Origin of the sequence: Collinsella sp. TF09-1AT, from assembly GCF_003436895.1 — a bacterium.
Classification (GTDB): domain Bacteria; phylum Actinomycetota; class Coriobacteriia; order Coriobacteriales; family Coriobacteriaceae; genus Collinsella.
In genome coordinates, this window is record NZ_QSRC01000009.1 from 62,176 (window position 1) to 81,534 (window position 19,359).

14 protein-coding genes and 3 tRNA genes are annotated in these 19,359 nt (G+C 60.8%); 11 read left to right on the forward strand and 6 right to left on the reverse strand.

Annotated elements, in window-relative coordinates; all coding sequences use genetic code 11:
- Positions 1 to 72: 72 nt before the first annotated feature.
- Together DXC90_RS08530 and proB are read left to right on the forward strand one after the other, a co-directional pair.
- Positions 73 to 1,578, forward strand: a complete 1,506-nt coding sequence (locus tag DXC90_RS08530) for a nicotinate phosphoribosyltransferase (RefSeq protein ID WP_117735602.1) — start codon at positions 73 to 75, stop codon at positions 1,576 to 1,578.
- Positions 1,579 to 1,658: 80 nt separating this feature from the next.
- A complete protein-coding gene (proB, locus tag DXC90_RS08535; protein WP_117735603.1) occupies positions 1,659 to 2,786 on the forward strand; it encodes a glutamate 5-kinase in 1,128 nt (375 codons plus the stop codon).
- A 99-nt stretch (positions 2,787 to 2,885) separates the two neighbouring features.
- On the opposite strand, the gene DXC90_RS08540 is transcribed toward proB, so the two are convergent.
- The gene (locus DXC90_RS08540) at positions 2,886 to 4,304 is read right to left on the reverse strand and encodes an alpha/beta fold hydrolase (RefSeq protein WP_117735604.1); all 1,419 of its coding nucleotides are present in this window, start codon (positions 4,302 to 4,304) and stop codon (positions 2,886 to 2,888) included.
- A 113-nt stretch (positions 4,305 to 4,417) separates the two neighbouring features.
- Here DXC90_RS08540 and DXC90_RS08545 point away from each other — a divergent pair, with 113 nt between their 5' ends.
- Together DXC90_RS08545 and DXC90_RS08550 are read left to right on the forward strand one after the other, a co-directional pair.
- The gene (locus DXC90_RS08545; RefSeq protein WP_117735605.1) at positions 4,418 to 5,704 is read left to right on the forward strand and encodes a glutamate-5-semialdehyde dehydrogenase; all 1,287 of its coding nucleotides are present in this window, start codon (positions 4,418 to 4,420) and stop codon (positions 5,702 to 5,704) included.
- 216 nt (positions 5,705 to 5,920) lie between these two features.
- The gene (locus DXC90_RS08550) at positions 5,921 to 6,679 is read left to right on the forward strand and encodes a transposase (protein WP_158550252.1); all 759 of its coding nucleotides are present in this window, start codon (positions 5,921 to 5,923) and stop codon (positions 6,677 to 6,679) included.
- Positions 6,680 to 6,742: 63 nt separating this feature from the next.
- On the opposite strand, the gene DXC90_RS08555 is transcribed toward DXC90_RS08550, so the two are convergent.
- Positions 6,743 to 7,342, reverse strand: a complete 600-nt coding sequence (locus DXC90_RS08555; protein WP_117735607.1) for an HD domain-containing protein — start codon at positions 7,340 to 7,342, stop codon at positions 6,743 to 6,745.
- Positions 7,343 to 7,449: 107 nt separating this feature from the next.
- Entirely contained in the window at positions 7,450 to 7,935 is a 486-nt protein-coding gene (locus DXC90_RS08560; protein WP_006235480.1) for a CarD family transcriptional regulator, read from the reverse strand.
- Between the two features lie 342 nt (positions 7,936 to 8,277).
- Between DXC90_RS08560 and argS the strand changes: the two genes are divergently transcribed.
- The 4 genes from argS (at position 8,278) to DXC90_RS08580 (ending at position 15,789) form a co-directional block, all read left to right on the forward strand.
- Positions 8,278 to 10,131 carry an arginine--tRNA ligase gene (gene argS, locus DXC90_RS08565; RefSeq protein ID WP_117735608.1) on the forward strand — a complete coding sequence of 618 codons (1,854 nt, stop codon included), beginning with the start codon at positions 8,278 to 8,280 and terminating at the stop codon, positions 10,129 to 10,131.
- Positions 10,132 to 11,044: 913 nt separating this feature from the next.
- A complete protein-coding gene (gene rho / locus DXC90_RS08570) occupies positions 11,045 to 13,618 on the forward strand; it encodes a transcription termination factor Rho (protein WP_233502264.1) in 2,574 nt (857 codons plus the stop codon).
- A 313-nt stretch (positions 13,619 to 13,931) separates the two neighbouring features.
- A complete protein-coding gene (locus DXC90_RS08575) occupies positions 13,932 to 15,332 on the forward strand; it encodes a hypothetical protein (protein ID WP_117735609.1) in 1,401 nt (466 codons plus the stop codon).
- A 7-nt stretch (positions 15,333 to 15,339) separates the two neighbouring features.
- Complete coding sequence (locus DXC90_RS08580) at positions 15,340 to 15,789, forward strand: VanZ family protein (protein WP_117735610.1); 450 nt, start codon at positions 15,340 to 15,342, stop codon at positions 15,787 to 15,789.
- Positions 15,790 to 15,903: 114 nt separating this feature from the next.
- Here the strand turns inward: DXC90_RS08580 and DXC90_RS08585 are convergent, their stop codons facing one another.
- Complete coding sequence (locus tag DXC90_RS08585) at positions 15,904 to 16,794, reverse strand: ROK family protein (protein WP_117735611.1); 891 nt, start codon at positions 16,792 to 16,794, stop codon at positions 15,904 to 15,906.
- A 139-nt stretch (positions 16,795 to 16,933) separates the two neighbouring features.
- A complete protein-coding gene (locus tag DXC90_RS08590; protein WP_117735612.1) occupies positions 16,934 to 18,115 on the reverse strand; it encodes a pyridoxal phosphate-dependent aminotransferase in 1,182 nt (393 codons plus the stop codon).
- Between the two features lie 165 nt (positions 18,116 to 18,280).
- Between DXC90_RS08590 and DXC90_RS08595 the strand changes: the two genes are divergently transcribed.
- The 3 genes from DXC90_RS08595 (at position 18,281) to DXC90_RS08605 (ending at position 18,571) form a co-directional block, all read left to right on the forward strand.
- Positions 18,281 to 18,357 (forward strand) — tRNA-His (locus DXC90_RS08595).
- A 22-nt stretch (positions 18,358 to 18,379) separates the two neighbouring features.
- Positions 18,380 to 18,455 (forward strand) — tRNA-Lys (locus tag DXC90_RS08600).
- Positions 18,456 to 18,498: 43 nt separating this feature from the next.
- Positions 18,499 to 18,571: transfer RNA gene (locus DXC90_RS08605), tRNA-Lys, on the forward strand.
- Between the two features lie 278 nt (positions 18,572 to 18,849).
- Here DXC90_RS08605 and DXC90_RS08610 read toward each other — a convergent pair.
- Positions 18,850 to 19,224, reverse strand: a complete 375-nt coding sequence (locus DXC90_RS08610) for a BRO family protein (protein WP_233502265.1) — start codon at positions 19,222 to 19,224, stop codon at positions 18,850 to 18,852.
- Positions 19,225 to 19,359: the final 135 nt, after the last annotated feature.

A 19,359-nucleotide genomic window follows, 5' to 3' on the forward strand; every position in this document is an offset into this window, starting at 1 on the left:
GCTGGGCTCCATGCCCGCACGCCCGCCTCGCCAACCCTCAACCTCTGCACAACGCATCCGAAAGGTCGCCCCATGGCTTTGACCGACATCTCGCATCCCACCGACATTGCAATGCTCACTGATCTGTACGAACTCACTATGGCCCAGGGCCTGTGGGAGAGCGGCAAGGCCAATGAGCAGGGTTGCTTTACGGCGTTTTACCGCGACCATCCCTTCGGCAGCGCGTATGCCGTCATGTGCGGCACCGCCGAGCTGCCCGAGCTTGTCGAGAACCTGCGCTTTACGCCCGAGGACATCGACTATCTAGCTTCGCTCCAGGCTCCGGCCGGCGGCTCGATGTTTAAGCCCGCATTCCTCGACTACCTGCGCAACTTCCGCGCGCATGTGAACATTGACGCCGTGCCCGAGGGCGAGCTCGTCTTTCCGCGCGAGCCCATGGTGCGCGTCACCGGCCCCGCGCTGGAGTGCCAGCTGCTCGAAACGGCGTTGCTCAACATTGTCGGCTTCCAGACGCTTGTCGCTACCAAGACGGCGCGCGTGGTGCTGGCGGCGGACGGCCGTCCCGTTGCCGAGTTTGGCCTGCGCCGCGCCCAGGGTCCCGATGGCGGGCTGGCCGTCGCGCGCGCGAGCTACGTTGCCGGCTGCTCCTCTACATCCAATGTGCTCGCCGGCCGCCGCTACGGTATTCCCGTCTTTGGCACTCATGCGCACAGCTGGGTGATGAGCTTCGATTCCGAGCTCGAGGCATTCCGGGCTTTTGCTAAGTCGAGTCCCAAGAACTGCACGCTGCTCATCGACACCTACGACGTGCGCGAGGGCTGCGAGCATGCCATTACGGTTGCCAAGGAGATGGAGGCGGTGGGCGAGCGCCTGTCGGCTATTCGCATCGACTCCGGCGACCTCGCCAAGCTCTCCAAGTATGTGCGCGGCCGTTTTGATGCCGAGGGCCTGCCCTATGTGGGGATCTCGGTTTCTAACGATCTGGATGAGTACACGATTCAGTCGCTGCTCGACCAGGGCGCGCCCATCGATAGCTTTGGCGTGGGTACCAAGCTTGCGACCTGCTATGACCAGCCGGCGCTGGGCGGCGTGTACAAGCTTTCCGCCCGCCGTGCGAGCGAGGCAGATCCATGGACGCCGGTGGTCAAGCTCTCTGAGCAGCCATACAAGCGCACGATCCCGGGTGTGCAACGCGTGCGCCGTTATTACGACGGCTTTGGCGGCCCGGTCTGCGACATGATCTACGACGAGGACCATCTGGCGGGGGAGGGCGCCGCGCGCGGCAATACCCTCGTGGCTGTGAATGATGCCGCCCTGGTGACCGACGTGTCCGAACTTGAGTATCGCGAGCTGCTGGTGCCGATCGTGCGCGATGGCAGCGCGGTGGCTCCGCGTGAGAGCATCCAGGACGCGCGCGAGCGCTGTGCTTGGGCACTCGATCATCTGGACGCAGCTTTCAAGCGCTTCCTGTACCCGCAGACCTATGTGGTGGGCATGGAACAGGGCCTGGCCCGGGTGCGCGACGAGCTCGTGCGCAAGAACATGGCCGCGGCTTCTGCCTTTCCCTGGGCAAAATGATTCGAAGGGGACGGAGGAAAACGGACTATTTTCCCGCTTGCTGGTTCGTCCGTTCGCTGAACATTCGATTGGTTTAACGTATGACGACTTCTTATAAAACGATGGTGGTAAAGATCGGTTCGTCCACGGTGGTGGGGGCCGACGGAAAGGTCAACCGTGCCTTTATCGGTGGACTTGCCGATCAGGCCGCAGCGCTGCGCAAGCTCGGCTGGCGTCTGGTCGTGGTGAGCTCGGGCGCTATCGCCTGTGGCTATCCCGTGTTGGGCTTCGACCGCAAGCCGGTCGGCGACCTGCCGAGCCTGCAGGCCTGCGCCTCGGCTGGTCAGTGCATCATCTCGTCGGCCTACGACGAGGAGTTCCATGCGCGCGACCTGCTCACCTCGCTCGTGCTGCTCACGCGCCACGACACGGCGCGCCGTACGTCCTATCTGCACGCTCGCGACGCCCTGCTGCGCCTAGTGGAGCTGGGCGTGGTGCCGGTTGTCAACGAGAACGACACCGTCACCGTCGATGAAATCAAGTTTGGCGACAATGACACGCTGGCGGCGCTTGTGAGCTGCCTGGTTTCTGCCGATCTGTGCGTGACGCTCTCGGACATCGACGGCCTTTACACCGCCAATCCGCATGAGGATCCTGCGGCCGAGTTTGTCCCGGTCGTGCATAAGATCGATGCCAAGATTATTGCCTCGGCGGGCGATTCTTCCACATCGGTGGGAACGGGCGGCATGATTACCAAGATTCGCGCGAGCCGCATTCTGATGACGGCGGGCATTCAGAGCGTCATCTGCTCGGGCGAGGAGCCCGATGCGCTCGTGCGCCTCGCCCGCGGAGAGAGCGTGGGCACGCTGTTCGATCCGCCGGCGGAGCGTCTGGACATCGCACCCCGCAAGCTGTGGATCGCACTGGGCGACAAGGCACATGGCTCGGTGACGGTCGATGATGGTGCTGCGAAGGCGCTGGTCAGCCGGGGCTCTTCCCTGCTTGCGGTGGGTATTCGCGAGGTCGATGGCGCGTTTGCCGAGGGCGATGTGCTCGACGTGTGTGACCCGAGCGGCATGGTCGTCGCCCGCGGTATCGCCGAGGCCGATTCGGACGTGCTGGAGCTTGCGGCCGGCCGCCGCCAGGATCAGATTGTCAGCAACCGCCTGCTGGCGGATCTGGCCGAAAAGCCGGCGATACACAGGGATAACTTGATCGTATTTGCATAAAGAAAGACAGTGCTGTGGATCGTTTCCCGCAGAGCTGTCTTTTTTGTGCCGGCACTTGGGGACGTTCCTTTTGTGCCGGCACTTTGGGACGCTCCTTTGCTAGAAGATTCGACGCAGGTCTCCGCGGTTGAGGGCTTCGTCGAAGAGGTGCTTGAATACCACGCTGCCGTGCAGGCCGTCGTGCTCGAACTCGTTGGTCACCCAGGCGTGCGAGTTGCCCACGCGGCTGAGCGTGTCGAGCTGCATGCCCGAGTCCACGTACATGTCATCGAAGTATACCGCGGCCTGGAGCGGTACCTCGTTACAGGCCAGGCGCTGCGGGTCGTAGATCTTGTCCCAGCTGGTGTCCTCCATCAGCAGGTCCATCGCCGGCTTGAAGGGCTTAAGTTCGGGCATCTGCTCAAACATCCACGGGAACATGGCCTCGCCGGTAAACATGAGCGGGCGTGCGAGGGTGTCGAACTCGGCACGATGGGCTTTCTCTTCTGCTGCGGCCCAGCGAATGGGCATGGTGTCGCCGTCGGCGTAGATGAACTCCTGCAGTGTCCAGTACAGCGGGTTCGTGCGCGTATTGGTGCGCTCGAAAGCGCGCATCAAAAAGCTGTCGGATACCGAGGCGCCGCAGCTCAGCGTGCCGTCACCATCAACAAACGCGTGGTCGATAATCCAGTGCATGCGCTCAAAGCTCGGCTTCATGCCAAAGTCGCTGCCCATGAGCTGCAGACGCTCGACCGTCATCGGCGAACCGTCGGGCAGTGCGGGCTTTTGCACCTCGATCGCATCGGCCAGCGCCGCCACGCGCTCGACATCGGCGGGGTAGCGGTCGTAATACTGCTGGGTCTTGGCCGCCATGCGCGGGAAAGTGTGCGCGTAGACCTCGCTGGCGCTCGCCGGCACGTGCGGAATGCCGCCGCAGGTAAAGCTTGCCGTCACGCCCTCCGGGAAGAGGGACAGATAACTCAGCGTCAAAAATCCGCCGTAGCTCTGGCCGATCGTGACCCAGGGCTTGCCGCCAAAGCCCACCAGACGCAGGTACTCAAAATCGCGCACGATGGAGCTGGCGAGGTGACGCTTGAGAAAGTCTGCCTGCGAGCGGGCCGCATCGGCGCCGGTTGCCTCCGCGCGCTCGCCCAGGGCTGCGATCGTGCGTCCGTCAACACAGCTGCTGCGTCCGGTGCCGCGCTGGTCGGGCAGCACGACACGGAAATGCTTGACGGCCTCCTCGATCCAGCCGTCGCTGGTGGGCGACAGCGGACGCGGGCTCTCGCCGCCGGGGCCGCCCTGCAAAAAGAGGAGGAGCGGCAGATCTTCGTTGATGCAGTCGGGTGCGCAAACCACGCGGTAGAAAAGCTTGATGCTCTCGGGCGCGCCGGCGATGGGCGCCGGCATGGCGCCGCGGCGCATAGTGCTGCCGACGGCCAAAAGCATTGGCTCAAGGCCGCGCCAGTCGAGAGGGACATCGATGCTGTGGTCCTCGACATACAGGCCGGGGACGTGGTACGAAGTGATGAGCGCCATGTAATGCTTCCATTCGTTGCGGTGTTTCGGGTTGACCAATTCTACCGCCGTCGGCGAGGATGCGCATAAATCGGCTACCATGGTTGGCAAACATCTAAGAGAAAGGGCCGCCCATGTCGGTCGATATAGCCACGTATGTCCACGATCTTGCCGTCGAGGCCAAGGCCGCTTCAGCCGCGCTTGCCACGGCGAGCGATGCCCAGCGCCAGGAGGCCGTGCGCGCCATGGCCGCGGCGCTGCGCGACGGTGTCGATTGCATCATTGCCGCCAACGAGCTCGATATGTCTTCCGCGCGCGATGCGGGCACCTCGGCCGGACTGCTCGACCGCCTGCTGTTGACGCCCGAGCGCGTTGATGGCATGGCCGCCGGCCTGGAGAAGCTCGCTGAGCTGCCCGATCCCGTGGGCCGCGTGCTCGACCATCGCGTGCTTGCAAGTGGTGTGGACCTTACGCGTGTGACTGTGCCGCTGGGTCTGGTTGCCATGGTCTACGAGGCACGTCCCAACGTGACGGCCGACGCCGCGGGCATCTGCATCCGCACCGGCAACGCCTGCATCCTGCGCGGCGGTTCGCTGGCGTATCACTCGTGCGCCATGATTGCCGAGCTGCTGGCCGATGCGCTTGAGGCCCAGGGTTTCCCGCGCGAGGCAGTGTCGATGATCGAGTCTACCGACCGCGAGGCCACCGGCGAGCTCATGAAGCTCCGCGGCATCGTCGATGTGCTCATTCCGCGTGGCGGTGCGGGCTTGATTCAGCGTTGTGTGCGCGAGTCGCTCGTACCGGTGATCGAGACGGGCACGGGCAACTGTCACATCTACGTGCATGAATCCGCCGACTTTGATAAGGCGCTCAACATTATCGTCAACGCTAAGACGCAGCGCGTGGGCGTGTGCAATGCCGCCGAGTCGCTGCTGGTCGACCGCGCCGTGGCAGACACGTTTTTGCCCGCGGCTGTGGCTGTGCTGCACGACCACGGCGTGCTCATTCACGGCGACGAGGCCACGTGCGCCGCATGCGCCGACGCCGGTCTTGCCGAGGGCGACGACTACGTGGCCGCGACCGAGGAGGATTGGGGCCACGAGTATCTGGCGCTCGAGATGAGCGTGAAGGTCGTGGCGGACGAGGATGAGGCCATCGCGCACATCAACCGCTACGGCACCATGCATTCCGAGGCCATCATCGCCGAGGACGCGGACGCTTGCGAGCGCTTTTTGGATGAGATCGATGCCTCGGCCGTGTATGCCAATGCCAGTACGCGCTTCACCGACGGCGGCGAGTTTGGACTGGGCGCCGAGATCGGCATCTCGACCCAAAAGCTCCACGCCCGCGGCCCCTTTGCCGCCGAGGCCCTCACCACCTACAAATACAAGCTCCGCGGTACCGGCCAGGTCCGCCCCTAAACCTCCCGTAAGCAAAAACCACCACGAAGGGGACAGGCACCTTTGTGGTGGTTTTTGCTTCCTCGCGCATTCGTTCGTTGCTCAAATGTATCTAAGCATATTTTCGTTAAGCAATAGATGGCATTTCGGCAGGTGGGCGGCATAATCGGTGAATAGATTCTCGCCGCTTTGCGTGCGTCGCGGGGTTATTTTTGACATGAGAGCAAGGAGATGCCCATGTCAAGAAAACCTCGGCAGAAATCGCAGATTGGCCTATATCACATTACGATGAGGGGCAACGGCAAGCAGCTTCTATTTGAGGATGATGCAGACAGGAGGCGGCTGTTGTCGCTTGTCCGGTCGTCGTTATCGAGGTTCAACGTCAAACTTATTGCTTGGTGCCTGATGGGCAATCACGTGCATCTTGTCGCGAGCGATCCCGATGATAACGTAAGTGAGTCCATGCACCTTGTCATGTCTTGCTACGCAACATGGTATAACCGCCGGCATGGGCATGTCGGCCACGTTTTTCAGGATAGATTTTCGAGCACTCCCATTTCGAGCGAGGAACATCTTCTCGATGCTATTCGATACGTGCATTTCAATCCGCAAAAAGCCGGTATTTGTCCGTATGGCGAGTATCGATGGAGCAGCCATTTGGATTATGCTGAACGCGACCCAGCTATTGCGACGGTCGATTTGGCGTTTGTTCGCCTTGCGTTTCCGCGCGCTTGCGACTATCGGGCCTTTATGGACGCATCCGATGTCGTGGTTGTTCGTCCGTCAGCGGGTGGGCGCATCGATGAAGATGAAGCTTTAGATGTGGGGATATCGCTGGTTCGCTCGTTTGGGCTGAGTGAGCTTTCCGATGTTAAAGCCCTCGATAAGGCCAAACGAAATGAGATTTTGGCTGCGATGCGGAGCGCCGGCCTTTCGATCCGTCAGATTCAGCGCCTGACGGGTGTAGGGGAGTGGTCGATTCGCAAGGCAGGTTAGCTCGTTCTGATGCAAACAAAAACCACCACAAAGGTGCCTGTCCCCTTTGTGGTGGTTTTAGTGTTAGGCCTGGAAGGTGTCGCGATCGGGAGCGAAGGACTGCATGGCTGCGATGGTGCGGTCAAAGAGCTCGGGGAGCTCCCAGCCCAGCATCTCGGCGCCCTGCGAAATCACGTCGCGCGAGCAGCCGGCGGCGAAGCGCTTGTCCTTGAACTTCTTCTTGAGCGACTTGGTCGTAAAGTCCATGACGCTCTTGCTCGGTCGCATGATGACGGCAGCTCCGATCAGGCCGGTAAGTTCGTCGCAGGCAAACAGGATCTTCTCCATCTGCAGCTCGGGCTTGGGCAGCGAAGTGTTGAAATCGGACGTGTGCGACTGAATGGCACGGATGAGCTCAGGAGAGGCACCTTCGCCTTCGAGGATCTCGGCAGCGTAGATGGTGTGGTTCATGGGGTCGTCCTCATGCTCCTCCCAATCCAGGTCGTGGAGCAGGCCGACGATGCCCCAGAACTCCTCGTTCTCGGGGTCGAACTCGCGCGCAAAGTAGCGCATGGTGCCCTCGACGGTTTCGCCATGGGTGATGTGGAACGAATCCTTGTTGTGCTCGTTGAGCAGTTCGAATGCGCGGTCGCGGGTGATTCCGGCGGTAAGCGACTCTGCCATAACAGACTCCTTGTGCTCGTGGGTATCGATAAGATTGAATACTACTAGAACAAGAAAACCACCACAAAGGTGCCTGTCCCCTTTGTGGTGGTTTTGGCGTGGGCAGGTTAGTTGAGGGCGGCTTGGGCTAGGCGGGCTTCGGCGGCCTCTTCGGTGACGCCCAGGGCCACGGCGAACTCCTCTATAGAGCGGCGCTTGGCCTCCTTGAGCACACGCATGTAGTAGGAACTGGGCTTTTTATCAGCTTCCTCGGCCTGGCGAATGCGGTGCATCATGGTTTTTGCCACGCGGACCGTCTCGGGCGCGCCCAGCTTGAGCTGCTGCTTAAAGTGCGTCTCCTCAAGCGAGCTGTTGCGCTCGGTAAAAGTGTCGCACTCCAGCTCGTCGTAGTGGCTCAGCAGGTGCTCGGCATCCTGCTGAGAGATGGCGGCATGCAGACGGTCGGCTTGCGCCACGGGGTACATGAGGATCGTCTGCGCATGTCCCTGCTTGGTCTCGAGCAGCAACATGGGCTGCGGCGTGTCGTCCCTAAAACCGACGACGGTGCAGACTCCCTGGCCCGGATGAATGACGTGTTGACCGATTGAGAACATGCTACCTCCAGCTTATACGAATTTGCGTATGTCTAGAATACCACGCTGACGTGCGCAAACCATCGCTTTATGCAGGAAAAGCACACAATTCCGATAGGTAAGAGTATTCGATATTCCGAGCAGCTCATGCACGTGTTTATGCATTTTCGGCAGGTGCACAATCAGCAGGCAAACCGCCATCTTTGAGTGGCCCTGTGCGAGCCGTAGTCATTTTTGTGCATATGCAATATCGATTAACTTTACCCTGCGACAGTAGCTACCGCTTGTGATAGAGTGCTACAAACTCTGGCTTTTGCCCTACGAGTGACCAAGAGCTCGGGGGCTTTAACACAAGGAGGATCTATGCCCGAGAAGATTGAAGAGCTGGTACGCGCTGCGCTTGCTGCGGCCCAGGAGGCCGGCGACCTTTCCGCATTTGAACTTGACGATTGCGCTATCGAGCGACCGGCCGACACTTCTCATGGCGAGTGGACCTCCACCATGGCCCTGAAGTCCGCCAAGCTGGCTCACTGCGCCCCGCGCAAGATTGCCGAGGCCATCGTTGCCCATATGCCCGAGGACCCCGCGATTGAGAAGGTCGAGATCGCAGGCCCCGGCTTCATTAACTTCTACCTCTCCGTTGCCGTCAAGAACGCCATTTTTGGCGAGGCCCGCGAGAAGGGCATGGACTTCGCTAAGTCTAACGTCGGTGGTGGCCTGAAGACCCAGGTCGAGTTCGTCTCCGCCAACCCTGTCGGCCCCATGCACATCGGCCACGGCCGCTGGGCCGCGCTGGGCGACTCGCTCTGCCGTGTTATGGACCACGCCGGTTACGACATCCAGCGTGAGTTCTACATCAACGACCACGGCTCTCAGATGAACACCTTCGGCAACTCCATCAGCACGCGCTATATGCAGCTTGCCGACATCATCGCCAAGCAGGGCGTGGATATCGACGAGGCTCACAAGCTGCTGATCGCCGACCGCGACGCCTTTGTTGCCGACGAGAACGACGAGCATCCCGAGACCCATCCGTACCAGGACAACTTTGCCGAGACCCTGGGCAAGGACTCCTACGGCGGCGACTACATCATCGACGAGGCTGCCGAGTTCTGGCGCACCGACGGCGACAAGTGGGTCAACGCCGATCCGCAGGAGCGCATGGAGAGCTTCCGTGAGCGCGGCTATGTGAAGATGGTCGACAACATGCGCGACCTCTGCCACGCCGTCAACTGCGACTTCGATCGTTGGTACTCCGAGCGCTCGCTGTATGTGAAGGACACCGAGGGCGAGACCGCCGGCACCTCTGCCGTCGACCGCGCTTTTGAGAAGCTCGACAAGATGGGCTACCTCTACACCAAGGACGGCGCCCTGTGGTTCCGTTCCACCGATCTAGGCGACGACAAAGACCGCGTCCTGATCAAGTCCGACGGCGAGTACACCTACTTCGCCTCCGACGTCGCCTATCACTGGGATAAGTTCCAGCGCGTCGATCACGTCATCGACATCTGGGGCGCCGACCACCACGGTTACATCGAGCGCGTCCGCTGCGTCTGCGACGCTCTCGGTTACCCCGGTAAGTTCGAGGTTCTGCTGGGCCAACTCGTCAACCTGCTGCGCAACGGCAAGCCCGTCCGTATGTCCAAGCGTAAGGGTACCATGGTGACCCTGCAGGAGCTCGTCCATGAGGTCGGTTCCGATGCCGCTCGCTACACGCTCATCTCCAAGAGCTCCAATCAGATGGTCGACTTCGACATCGAGGCCGTTAAGAAGCGCGATAACTCCAACCCGGTCTATTACGTGCAGTATGCTCACGCCCGCGTGTGCTCCATCCTGCGCCGTGCCGCTGACGTTACGCCCGAGCAGGCTGACGAGATGGGCATGAAGGCCGTCGCCGCCAAGGCCATCGGTGAGAACGTCGATTACTCGCTGCTGACTGATCCGACCGAGCTCGCCCTTTCGCGTAAGCTCAACGAGCTCACCGACCTGATTGCCAGCTGCGCTCGTGATCGCGCCCCGTTCCGTCTGACGCATTTTGCCGAGGAGCTCGCCGGCGACTTCCACAGCTTCTACGCTGCTTGCCAGGTGCTGCCGAGCGAGGGCCGTCCCGTCGACCCCGAGCTTTCGCGTGCCCGTCTGGCCGCTTGCGACGCCGTTCGCGTGACGCTCGCCCTGGTGCTCACCCTCGTTGGCGTCTCCGCGCCCGAGCAGATGTAATCTGCGGTTCATTTGACCGTGTAGGTTCGGCTTTGCTGAGCCCTATAAGCCCGATCTCCATGCGGAGGTCGGGCTTTTTGCGTTTGGCGGGGCTTTTTGGCGTGTTGGAAAATGCTACAAAAAAGCAGCTATACCGCTTTACGGGGCTGAATCGCTGCCTGGCGACCATAGCGACAGCAGTGAAAATAAAACCGCAGGTAGACGGCTTGCCGAATATTAAAAATGCAGGGTATGGTTGGCTTGCGCCGTTCTTACACCGTAATCCGCCATAGTTTTGAAAACGACCCCTTGGGGACGGAGGAAAACGGATCATTTATGTCCCGGTGGAGAGCGGTACGAAACCGTCCGCCACGAATCGGGCTTATCTACTACGTTTAGTCGCATACCCCGAACCATGTCGAAAGGCGCGATATTTAAAACCGCAGGTAGCGGGATTGCGATTTTAGGAAGACCGAAGGAATGGTCAGGGGTCGCGGGCCAAACGTAGTAGATAGGCGCGATTCGTGGCGAGTCGATCCTGGGACTGACGATTCTGCTCCCGTGCCTCGTGGTCACTACGATCTTTGGGGGCTCGGCTGGCCTCTCCATATAAGTTGCAGTGGAATAGTTCCTGTTTGGGGCGGCTGCCGGGTTTTTCAGGAGCTCTTTCACCGCAACTTATGAGAGCTGGATTTCGCCGCCCGCGGCTTTGTAAAGAGTGTCCCTTTTGACTAGTCGTTTAAGAACGTCCCCAATGACTAAGTTGCAGGTGGCGGCGGTTGTGTTACACTAACGCTGCGTAGTTGACGCAATCATCTCGATACAGATCAATGATGTCCGTCGTTTTGAACGGAACTAGACTGTTTAGCCGCCCTGAAGGTTTATGCAGGGAGCATGTGATCACAGGGCTTGAAAAGAAAGTTGAGCAAACACTGTGTCTGATCAACAGCAAGAAAACGAAATAACGACGACGCAGGCCGCTCCCGCTGCACCGGTTGCGTCGGACCAGGTCACGGCGCCCGCGCAAGCCTCGGCTCCTGAGACGCCCAAGGCTGCTTCGACGCCTACGCCTACAGCGGCTGAGAAGGCCGTGTCTGCAACTAGTGAGGAGGCTGCTCCGGCAAAGCCCAAGCGCACGCGCCGCACGGCCAAGCCTGCCGCTGACGGCGAGGAGGTCACCAAGCCCAGGCGCCGTACCACGCGCACGACGCGCGTCAAGCGCACCGTTGCAACTGACTCCTCGGCGCCGATTTCCGATGAGGTCGCGCAAGCACGTGCGTTGGCGCAGATTAGCGAGGCTCAGGTGGTGCGTGCCCGCCGTCGTGCTGCCGAGCGCGAGGCCGCGGCTCTGACCGAGCTTGCAGCTCCGTCTGTGCCCGAGACGTCTGCCGCCACCGAGACCCCTGCCTCCGACCAGCCGACCGAGAAGCCGGCACCGCGCACACGCCGTCGCACGGCTGCTAAGGCAGAGCAGGTTGCCGAACAGGTAACCCCCGAGCTCACTGAGGCTTCGGTCCGTTCCGCGGCAGGGAAGGGCGCATCGCCTGCTGAGCCTGCTGTGCCTGTCGAGGCCGGCGAAGTTCCCGTTGTCGATCCGGCTTTGCGCCCGCACCGTCGCGGTCGCAAGCCCAAGGCCTTCGTCGAGGCCGAGAAGGCCGCAGCCGCAGCCGCCGCCGCTCGGGATGCTGCGGCGACCGCCGAGTCTGCAACCGCTGCCAACGCGCCCGTCCAGGATGCTACGACTTCCGAGGCCGCTCCCGCCGATGCCGAGCCCGCCGACGTCCGTCCCGGTCGCAGCCGTCGCACCGCTGCTAAGCGCACGTCCAAGGCTAAAGCCGCTAAGAAGGGCGCGTCCGAGGATTCCGCCGAGACGACCGCCGATGCATCGACTGATGTCGCCGAGCCTCAGGACGTCGAACAGCCTGCGTCCGAGAAACCCAAGCGCGGCCGTAAGAAGTCCGCTAGGGCCAAGGCCGCCGAGCAGCAGGCTGATGTCGAAGCGCAGGTCGATACCGGCGCCGAGGCCAATGACGCCGTCGCGGCCAATGTTGACACCGCCGCAACCGATGGCGCCGCGCCCGCCGAGGGCGAAGACGGCGCTCGCCCCAACCGTCGCCAGCACAAGCGCAACGACGAGCGCAACGAGCGCAAGGATGACCGCAACAACGACCGCCGCAACCGCCAGCGAGATCGCAAGCAGCGCAACAAGGAGCGTAATGCCGCTCCCACCGAGCCCACGCTTTCGCGCGAGGAACTCGCGGCCATGAAGGTCGCCGAGCTGCGCGAAAAGGCCAAGGAGTTCGAGATCGAGACGACCGGCAAGAAGAAGGCCGAGCTCGTCGAGGAAATCTACACCACCGCTGCGAAGGCCGAAGGCTTCCGCGACATCAAGGGCATTCTGCAGATTCGCCCGGACAGCTCCGGCATCATCCACGCCCATGGCTACATGAAGTCCAACGACGACGCCTTCGTGCCTGCCTACCTCATCCGCTCCGCGCGTCTGCGCACGGGCGATGTCATCGAGGGCTCGCTGCGTCCTTCGCGCGGCGGCGACAAGCGCGCCGGCCTCGCCAAGATCACGACCGTCAACGGTCTGGACCCCGAGCAGATTCGCAACCGTCCCAAGTTCGGCGACCTCACCCCGGTCTATCCCAACGAGCCGCTGCGCATGGAGCACGGCAAGGACTCCATTACCGGTCGCGCCATCGACATCGTGTCGCCGATCGGCAAGGGTCAGCGTGGCCTGATCGTGTCCCCGCCCAAGGCCGGCAAGACCACGATCCTCAAGAAGATCTGCCAGTCTATCTCGATTAACAACCCCGAGGTGCACCTCATCTGCCTGCTCGTCGACGAGCGCCCCGAAGAGGTCACCGATATGCAGCGTTCTATCAAGGGCGAGGTTGTGGCGTCGACCTTCGATATGCCCGCCGACAACCACACCCGCGTGGCCGAGCTCGTCATCGAGCGTGCCAAGCGCATTGTTGAGCTGGGCGGCGATGTTGTGGTGGTGCTCGACTCCATCACGCGTCTTGCCCGCGCCTACAACTTGGCGGCGCCCGCCTCAGGCCGCATCCTTTCGGGCGGCGTCGATTCGGCGGCACTGTATCCGCCCAAGCGCTTCCTGGGTGCAGCCCGTAATATCGAGAACGGTGGCTCGCTCACCATCCTGGCCTCTGCCCTCATCGACACCGGTTCCAAGATGGACGAGGTCATCTTTGAGGAGTTCAAGGGCACCGGCAACATGGAGCTTAAGCTCGACCGCGACCTGGCCGACCGCCGCATCTTCCCGGCTATCGACCCCGTTGCCTCCGGTACGCGTAACGAGGACCTGTTGGTCGACGAGCAGATGCGTCCGTTTGTCTTTGGCCTGCGTCGCATTCTTGCCGGCATGAACAACACCGAACGCGCAGCCGCGTCGTTCATCAAGGGTCTTAAGGGCACCAACACCAACCAGGAGTTCCTGGTGCGTTCGGCCAAAAAGCACAGTGACTACGAGCAGACGTTCTAGGTTGTCATCCACGCGCAGCGATAGTCATCAATGCGATAAAGGGTCGGGGCTTTGAGCCTCGGCCCTTTTCCATATCGCCGCTCCGCGCTTATTTTTAACCATAAGACAGGCAAGCAGCAGGTTTCCCGTTTCAATCCGACATTGTCGCTTGCAATCGACAGGGCGGTTTCGCATAATAGCTTTTAAGCTTCGCGACGGAAAACGCAGATGAAACGAACCATATACCGTTGCTTTGGGGCATAGCCCCGCTTCATCTTCTCTCGCGCAGCCAACTGAATGATGCGATTTGGGTGCTGGAAGATGGGGAGAGCTCATGGCTTCTTCTGATGCAACACAACGAGCAGTCCTTGCCGGACTTTCGTGCGGGATCGGCCTTGCCGCTCCCGTGGTTATGTATGCCGCGACGCTGCCGTTTTCGTCGGTGAACGAGACGGTCGTGGCGGGTGCGGTTCCCTTTGCCGTGGGCGCGGTGGCGGGCGTGGGTATCTATGCCGCCTCGCTGGGTATCTCCGAGTACCGTACGCAGCGTGAAGAGCGTCTGTTCCAGCCCGATGCCATGGGCGGTGCCGCCAATCTCAATCAGCATCAAAGCGAGTTCAAGACCGCCTCGATTCCAGCCCAGCAGCAGAATGCGACTCCTTATGCTGCCGCTTCTGCTTCTCAGACTCAGTCGGAGCAGTCTACCTCGGCATTCCTTTCCGGCCTGACCGGTGCGTTCCAGCGCCGTCATGCCGATGATGGTGTCCCTACCATCGCTCGAGCCGCAGATGCTATGGACGAGGCGGAGGCTTGGTCCATGATCGACAGTATACTCGACGACGATTCGCCGGTGAGCTGCGACCCTGCACGCTCGCGCGACGTCTATCAAGTCGCCATCGACGAGCTCACCAATGGCGGGCAGACTGGCTCCTTCAATCGCGATGACATCGCCGCCGCGGCACGTGCCGTGTCTGGCTCCCAGGCCGCCCCTGCGGGCAGCACGGCGGCTTTCGTGGCACTCGTTGCCAACGCCGCAGCAAATAACGCCTGCAGCGCCACCTCGGCGGACGTGAACGCTTCTGCCGATAATTCGTACGTTGATGAAGCCATGGCCGCGGATGAGGAGGCCGTTGCCGCCCGCCGTGCCGCCGAAAGCTCGCTTTGGGGCGCTCCTGCCCAGCAGCACGCGGCTGAGGCTGCGCCGTACAACGCAAACCTCGCCAGCATGCCTATCATCTCCGGTGCTGCGGGCATCGATCTCGATGACCTCGATGAGCCTGCAGCCATCACCGCATCGATTGATGCCCAAGATCGCATCGACACCGGCGACCTTCCGGACGCCTCGCTCGAGGTTGATGTCCCTATGGCCGACTACTCGGGCCACGAGAACATGTGGGCCGCCGCCACCGCGATTCTGGATGAGATCGACGAGCCTGCTCCTGTTGCGGCCCCCGCTCCCGTCGCTGCCCCTCAGCCTGCTGCCCCCGCCTATGTCGGCCGTCACAGCGCTGTGTTCCCCGAGGATACCGCCCGTATCTCGCGCGAGAGCATTGAGCGGGCCGAGGCTATTGCCGCCGGCATTATGGAAAATCGTCGTCACGAGCGCGTCAATCAGATCCTAGAAGAAGAGATCGAGCGCCTGCAGTCCTCTACTGCCAAGCGTACGGGCCGTGCCTATCTGAGCGTTATCGAGGGCGGTACCGCCAGCTTCGCGCCGCTCCGCGCGGAGGCATAACTTCTGCATGGTTAAGATCAATCGAAAATGGGCGGTCGTGACCTGCCTGATGGCACTCTTGATCTGGGGCAATTCGCTGGTTCCCGGCTCGGGGTCGGGCTCGCTGAGCCTGACGGTCATGGAAGCTATCCGCGGTTTCCTGCACGGCGTGGGACTTCCATATGCATGGGTGACCAACTTTGTTGTTCGCAAGTGCGCGCATTTTACCGAGTATATGGTGCTCGGCATCCTGGCAACGCATGCGTTTGATTTTGAGGGCCGGCGCACCTTTGACGTGCTGCTGCCCACGGCGGTGTTCCTGCTGCTGATTCCCTCGATCGACGAGACGATTCAACTCTTTGTGCCGGGACGCGCCGGCATGATCACCGATGTGATGATCGACTGCTGTGGAGCGGCAACGGGCGTTGTGCTCCGATATCTCTTACGGTCGCTGATGTGCGCCAAAAAGGCCGCCTAGGACGTATTGTTTGGTCCTAGGCGGCCTTTTTTATTTGAGGGTTTATATGAGGCGTGGTGGCGTCGTTCCGTAGGTCGGATTTGCCGGGCGTGCCACGTCCCGTGGGTGCGTCTGCTACTGAAGCGCCTGTGCGCCCAGGGCCAGGCAGCCCATAATGCCCTGCTTGCCCTCGAGGCTGTTGTTGACGATGTAGTTATCGATGTCGGCCATCTCGGGTGTGACGATGTAGCCGTTGAGCATCTCGGCGCACTTCTTGCGCGCGAGCGGCACGATGGGGGTGTGGTCGGCCACGCCGCCACCGATGACGATCTTCTGCGGCGCATAGCACAGCGTGTAGGTCATGAGTGCCTGCGCCAGATAGCCGGCGAGCAGGTCCATGGCCTCCGGGTCATCGGCTATCTCTCCGGCGCTCTTGCCATTCCAGCGCTTTTTAACACCGGGGCCGGCGATGAGGCCCTCGAGGCAGCTGTCGTGGAAGGGGCAGGCGCTGTGCTCGCCAATGGTGTCGCGCGGGTCGCGCGTGACCAGGATGTGACCGGCCTCGGGGTGCATCATGCCGTGCACAAGCTGGCCGCCCGAGAGCACACCGGCGCCCACGCCGGTGCCGATGGTCAGGTAGACCACATCGGTGAGGCCCTGAGCGCAACCAAAAGTGACCTCGCCCAGGCAGGCGACGTTGACGTCGGTATCGTAGCCGCAGGGGATATTGAGCTCGTTTTGGATGCTGCCCAGCAGGTCAAAGTAGCGCCATGCCGTCTTTGGGGTCTCTAGGATCTTGCCGTACTGCGGCGAAGCGGGGTTGACCGCGGTGGGGCCAAACGCGCCGATTCCCAACGCGGCGATGCCCTTGTTCGCAAACCACGCGTTGACGGCCTCGACGGTCTCCTGTGGAGTCGTGGTCGCGATCCGCTCGCGCTCTAGGACCGTACCGTCCACATAGCCCGTGGCGCAGACCATCTTGGTGCCACCGGCCTCGAGCGCTCCGATAAGCTGCTGCTCTGCCATAATGTTCCTCTTTCTGGGACGAGTTGCTCCTTCTCTAAGTATAGCGCTCTAAAAACTAAATAAGGTCGCTATAAAAAGAAACCTCGTGACCCAACGGGTTCGCGAGGTTTCTTTAGTGCCTTTAGTTACTGGGTCGTCCTTACCCGCGTGGCTCGATTTTATCACGCAGTGACTTGAGGTTTTCGAGTGCGGCGATAAGCGTTTCGTCGCGCTTGGCAAAGTGGAAGCGGATGAGGTGGTTGACGGGCTCGCGGAAGAAGCTCGAGCCGGGAACAGCGCCCACACCCACCTTAGACGCGAGGTCCTCGCAGAAGTCGAGGTCGCTGTCATAGCCAAACTCCGAGATATCCATCATCACGTAGTAGGCGCCCTGCGGCACGTTATGCTCAAGACCGATGCTGTCGAGTCCCTGGCAGAACAGGTCGCGCTTGGCGGTATAGAGGTCAAGGACCTCATCGTAATAGCTGTCGTCGAAGTTGAGGGCGGTGACGACGGCTTCCTGCAGGGGAGCGGCGGCACCCACGGTGAGGAAGTCGTGGACCTTCTTGATGCGCTCGGTGATCTGGGCTGGGGCAATGGTGTAGCCCAGACGCCAGCCGGTGATGGAGTACGTCTTAGACAGTGAGCTGCAGCTGATGGTGCGCTCAAACATGCCGGGCAGCGTGGCCATGTACACGTGCTCGTGGGGCGCGTAGACGATGTGCTCGTAGACTTCGTCGGTGATGCAGTAGGCGTCGTACTTTTTGCAGAGTTCGGCGATAAAGGTGAGCTCCTCGCGGGTAAAGACCTTGCCGCAGGGGTTGGACGGGTTGCACAGGACGATTGCTTTGGGATCGTTGTCGCGGAAGGCCGCCTCGAGGACCTCACGGTCGAAGTCAAAGGTGGGCGGGTTGAGCGGCACATAGATGGGCTCAGCCCCCGAGAGAATGGTGTCAGCGCCGTAGTTCTCGTAGAACGGCGAGAAGATTACGACCTTGTCGCCGGGGTTCGTGACCGTCATCATGGCGGCCATCATGGCCTCGGTGGAGCCGCAGGTGACTACGATATTCTCGTTGGGGTTCACCGGCATGCCCATAAAATGCTCCTGCTTGGCGGCAAGCGCCTCACGCATGGCCTGGGAGCCCCAGGTGATGGAGTACTGGTGGTAAAGCGGCTTGGGGTCGGTGGCGATGGTGCTGAGGCTATCGAGCAGCTGCGCCGGGGGATCGAAGTCAGGGAAGCCCTGCGACAGGTTGACGGCGCCGTACTTATTGGAGATGCGCGTCATGCGACGGATGACGGAATCGGTAAATAATGCCGTGCGGTTGGAGAGTTCTTTCATGCTTGTCCTTTCGAACTTCAGGGTGGGGCAAGTTTACTCCTATGAAACCGGTGGGATTTGCTTGAAATGGTCTCGAACTACTCTTTTCAAAATTCTTGAAAATTGGGGCTTGCATCGCGTGGCGTTCCTTGCAATAATAGTCGAGCGCGAAGCGCACAGGACACGGTGGGTGTAGCTCAGTTGGCTAGAGCGACGGGTTGTGGTCCCGTAGGTCGAGGGTTCGAGTCCCTTTACCCACCCCAGTTCTTGCTTCGTGTTGATATCGGGTCGTTAGCTCAGTTGGTAGAGCAGGGGACTCTTAATCCCAAGGTCCAGGGTTCGACCCCCTGACGGCCCACCACACGATATCTCCTCTAAAGTCCGCCACAACGGACTTTATCTTTGGGTCGTTAGCTCAGTTGGTAGAGCAGGGGACTCTTAATCCCAAGGTCCAGGGTTCGACCCCCTGACGGCCCACCCAAAGCAAGTTAAGACGGTCAACGAAAGTTGGCCGTCTTTTTTATTAACCTCGCATGGGGTCGAGCCCGTCGGGGCGCGAAGCTGAGGAAATGCATGAGCATTTACCAGCGCAGCGCGCAAGGCGCAAAGCGCCGCAGCGGCCGCCTGCGCAGCAGGCTGACCCCCTGACGGCCCACCAAAGTACGTTAAGACGCTCAACTTCGGTTGGCCGTCTTTTCCATTAACCTCGCACGGGGTCGAACCCGAAAGGACACAGCCCCTTTCACAGATCGAGTCTACCCTGGGGATCGGTAAAACCGGCGCGTCTGCACGGCGAAGTACGCCTGTGCGAGCGCGACTTCCGGCTTGTTTGGGTCCCCGTTTTGGGCGATTAAATAGCATGCGTAGCGCGTTAACTTATAGTCTTTGACTGCTTTTTGTCCTATTCCTGTAGGTACTTTTTTGCTGGTTTCAACAAAATAGGAAGCAACAGGCATTTCATTGACTTCACACGATACCATTGCCCTCTTTACTGCAGTCTCAAAATTGCGCCATTGGGCGTATCCGAGGGGCTCCATTAATTCGCGTGCGAGCCAATACTCAACGTCGTCTTCCACATTGGCGTAGCTATCAAGTTCGACACGCCACTTCTCGATATCTCTACTGTCCATATCTCCTCCTCGCTGGTCTATTGTCTATGCGGGCTTTGTCCGCTCTGTATTCAGAATAAGGATACGCTGCCGTGCGGACACGAATGGGCCCCGTGACACTTTGAGCTCACGGGGCCTATAGATATCGATTAACTG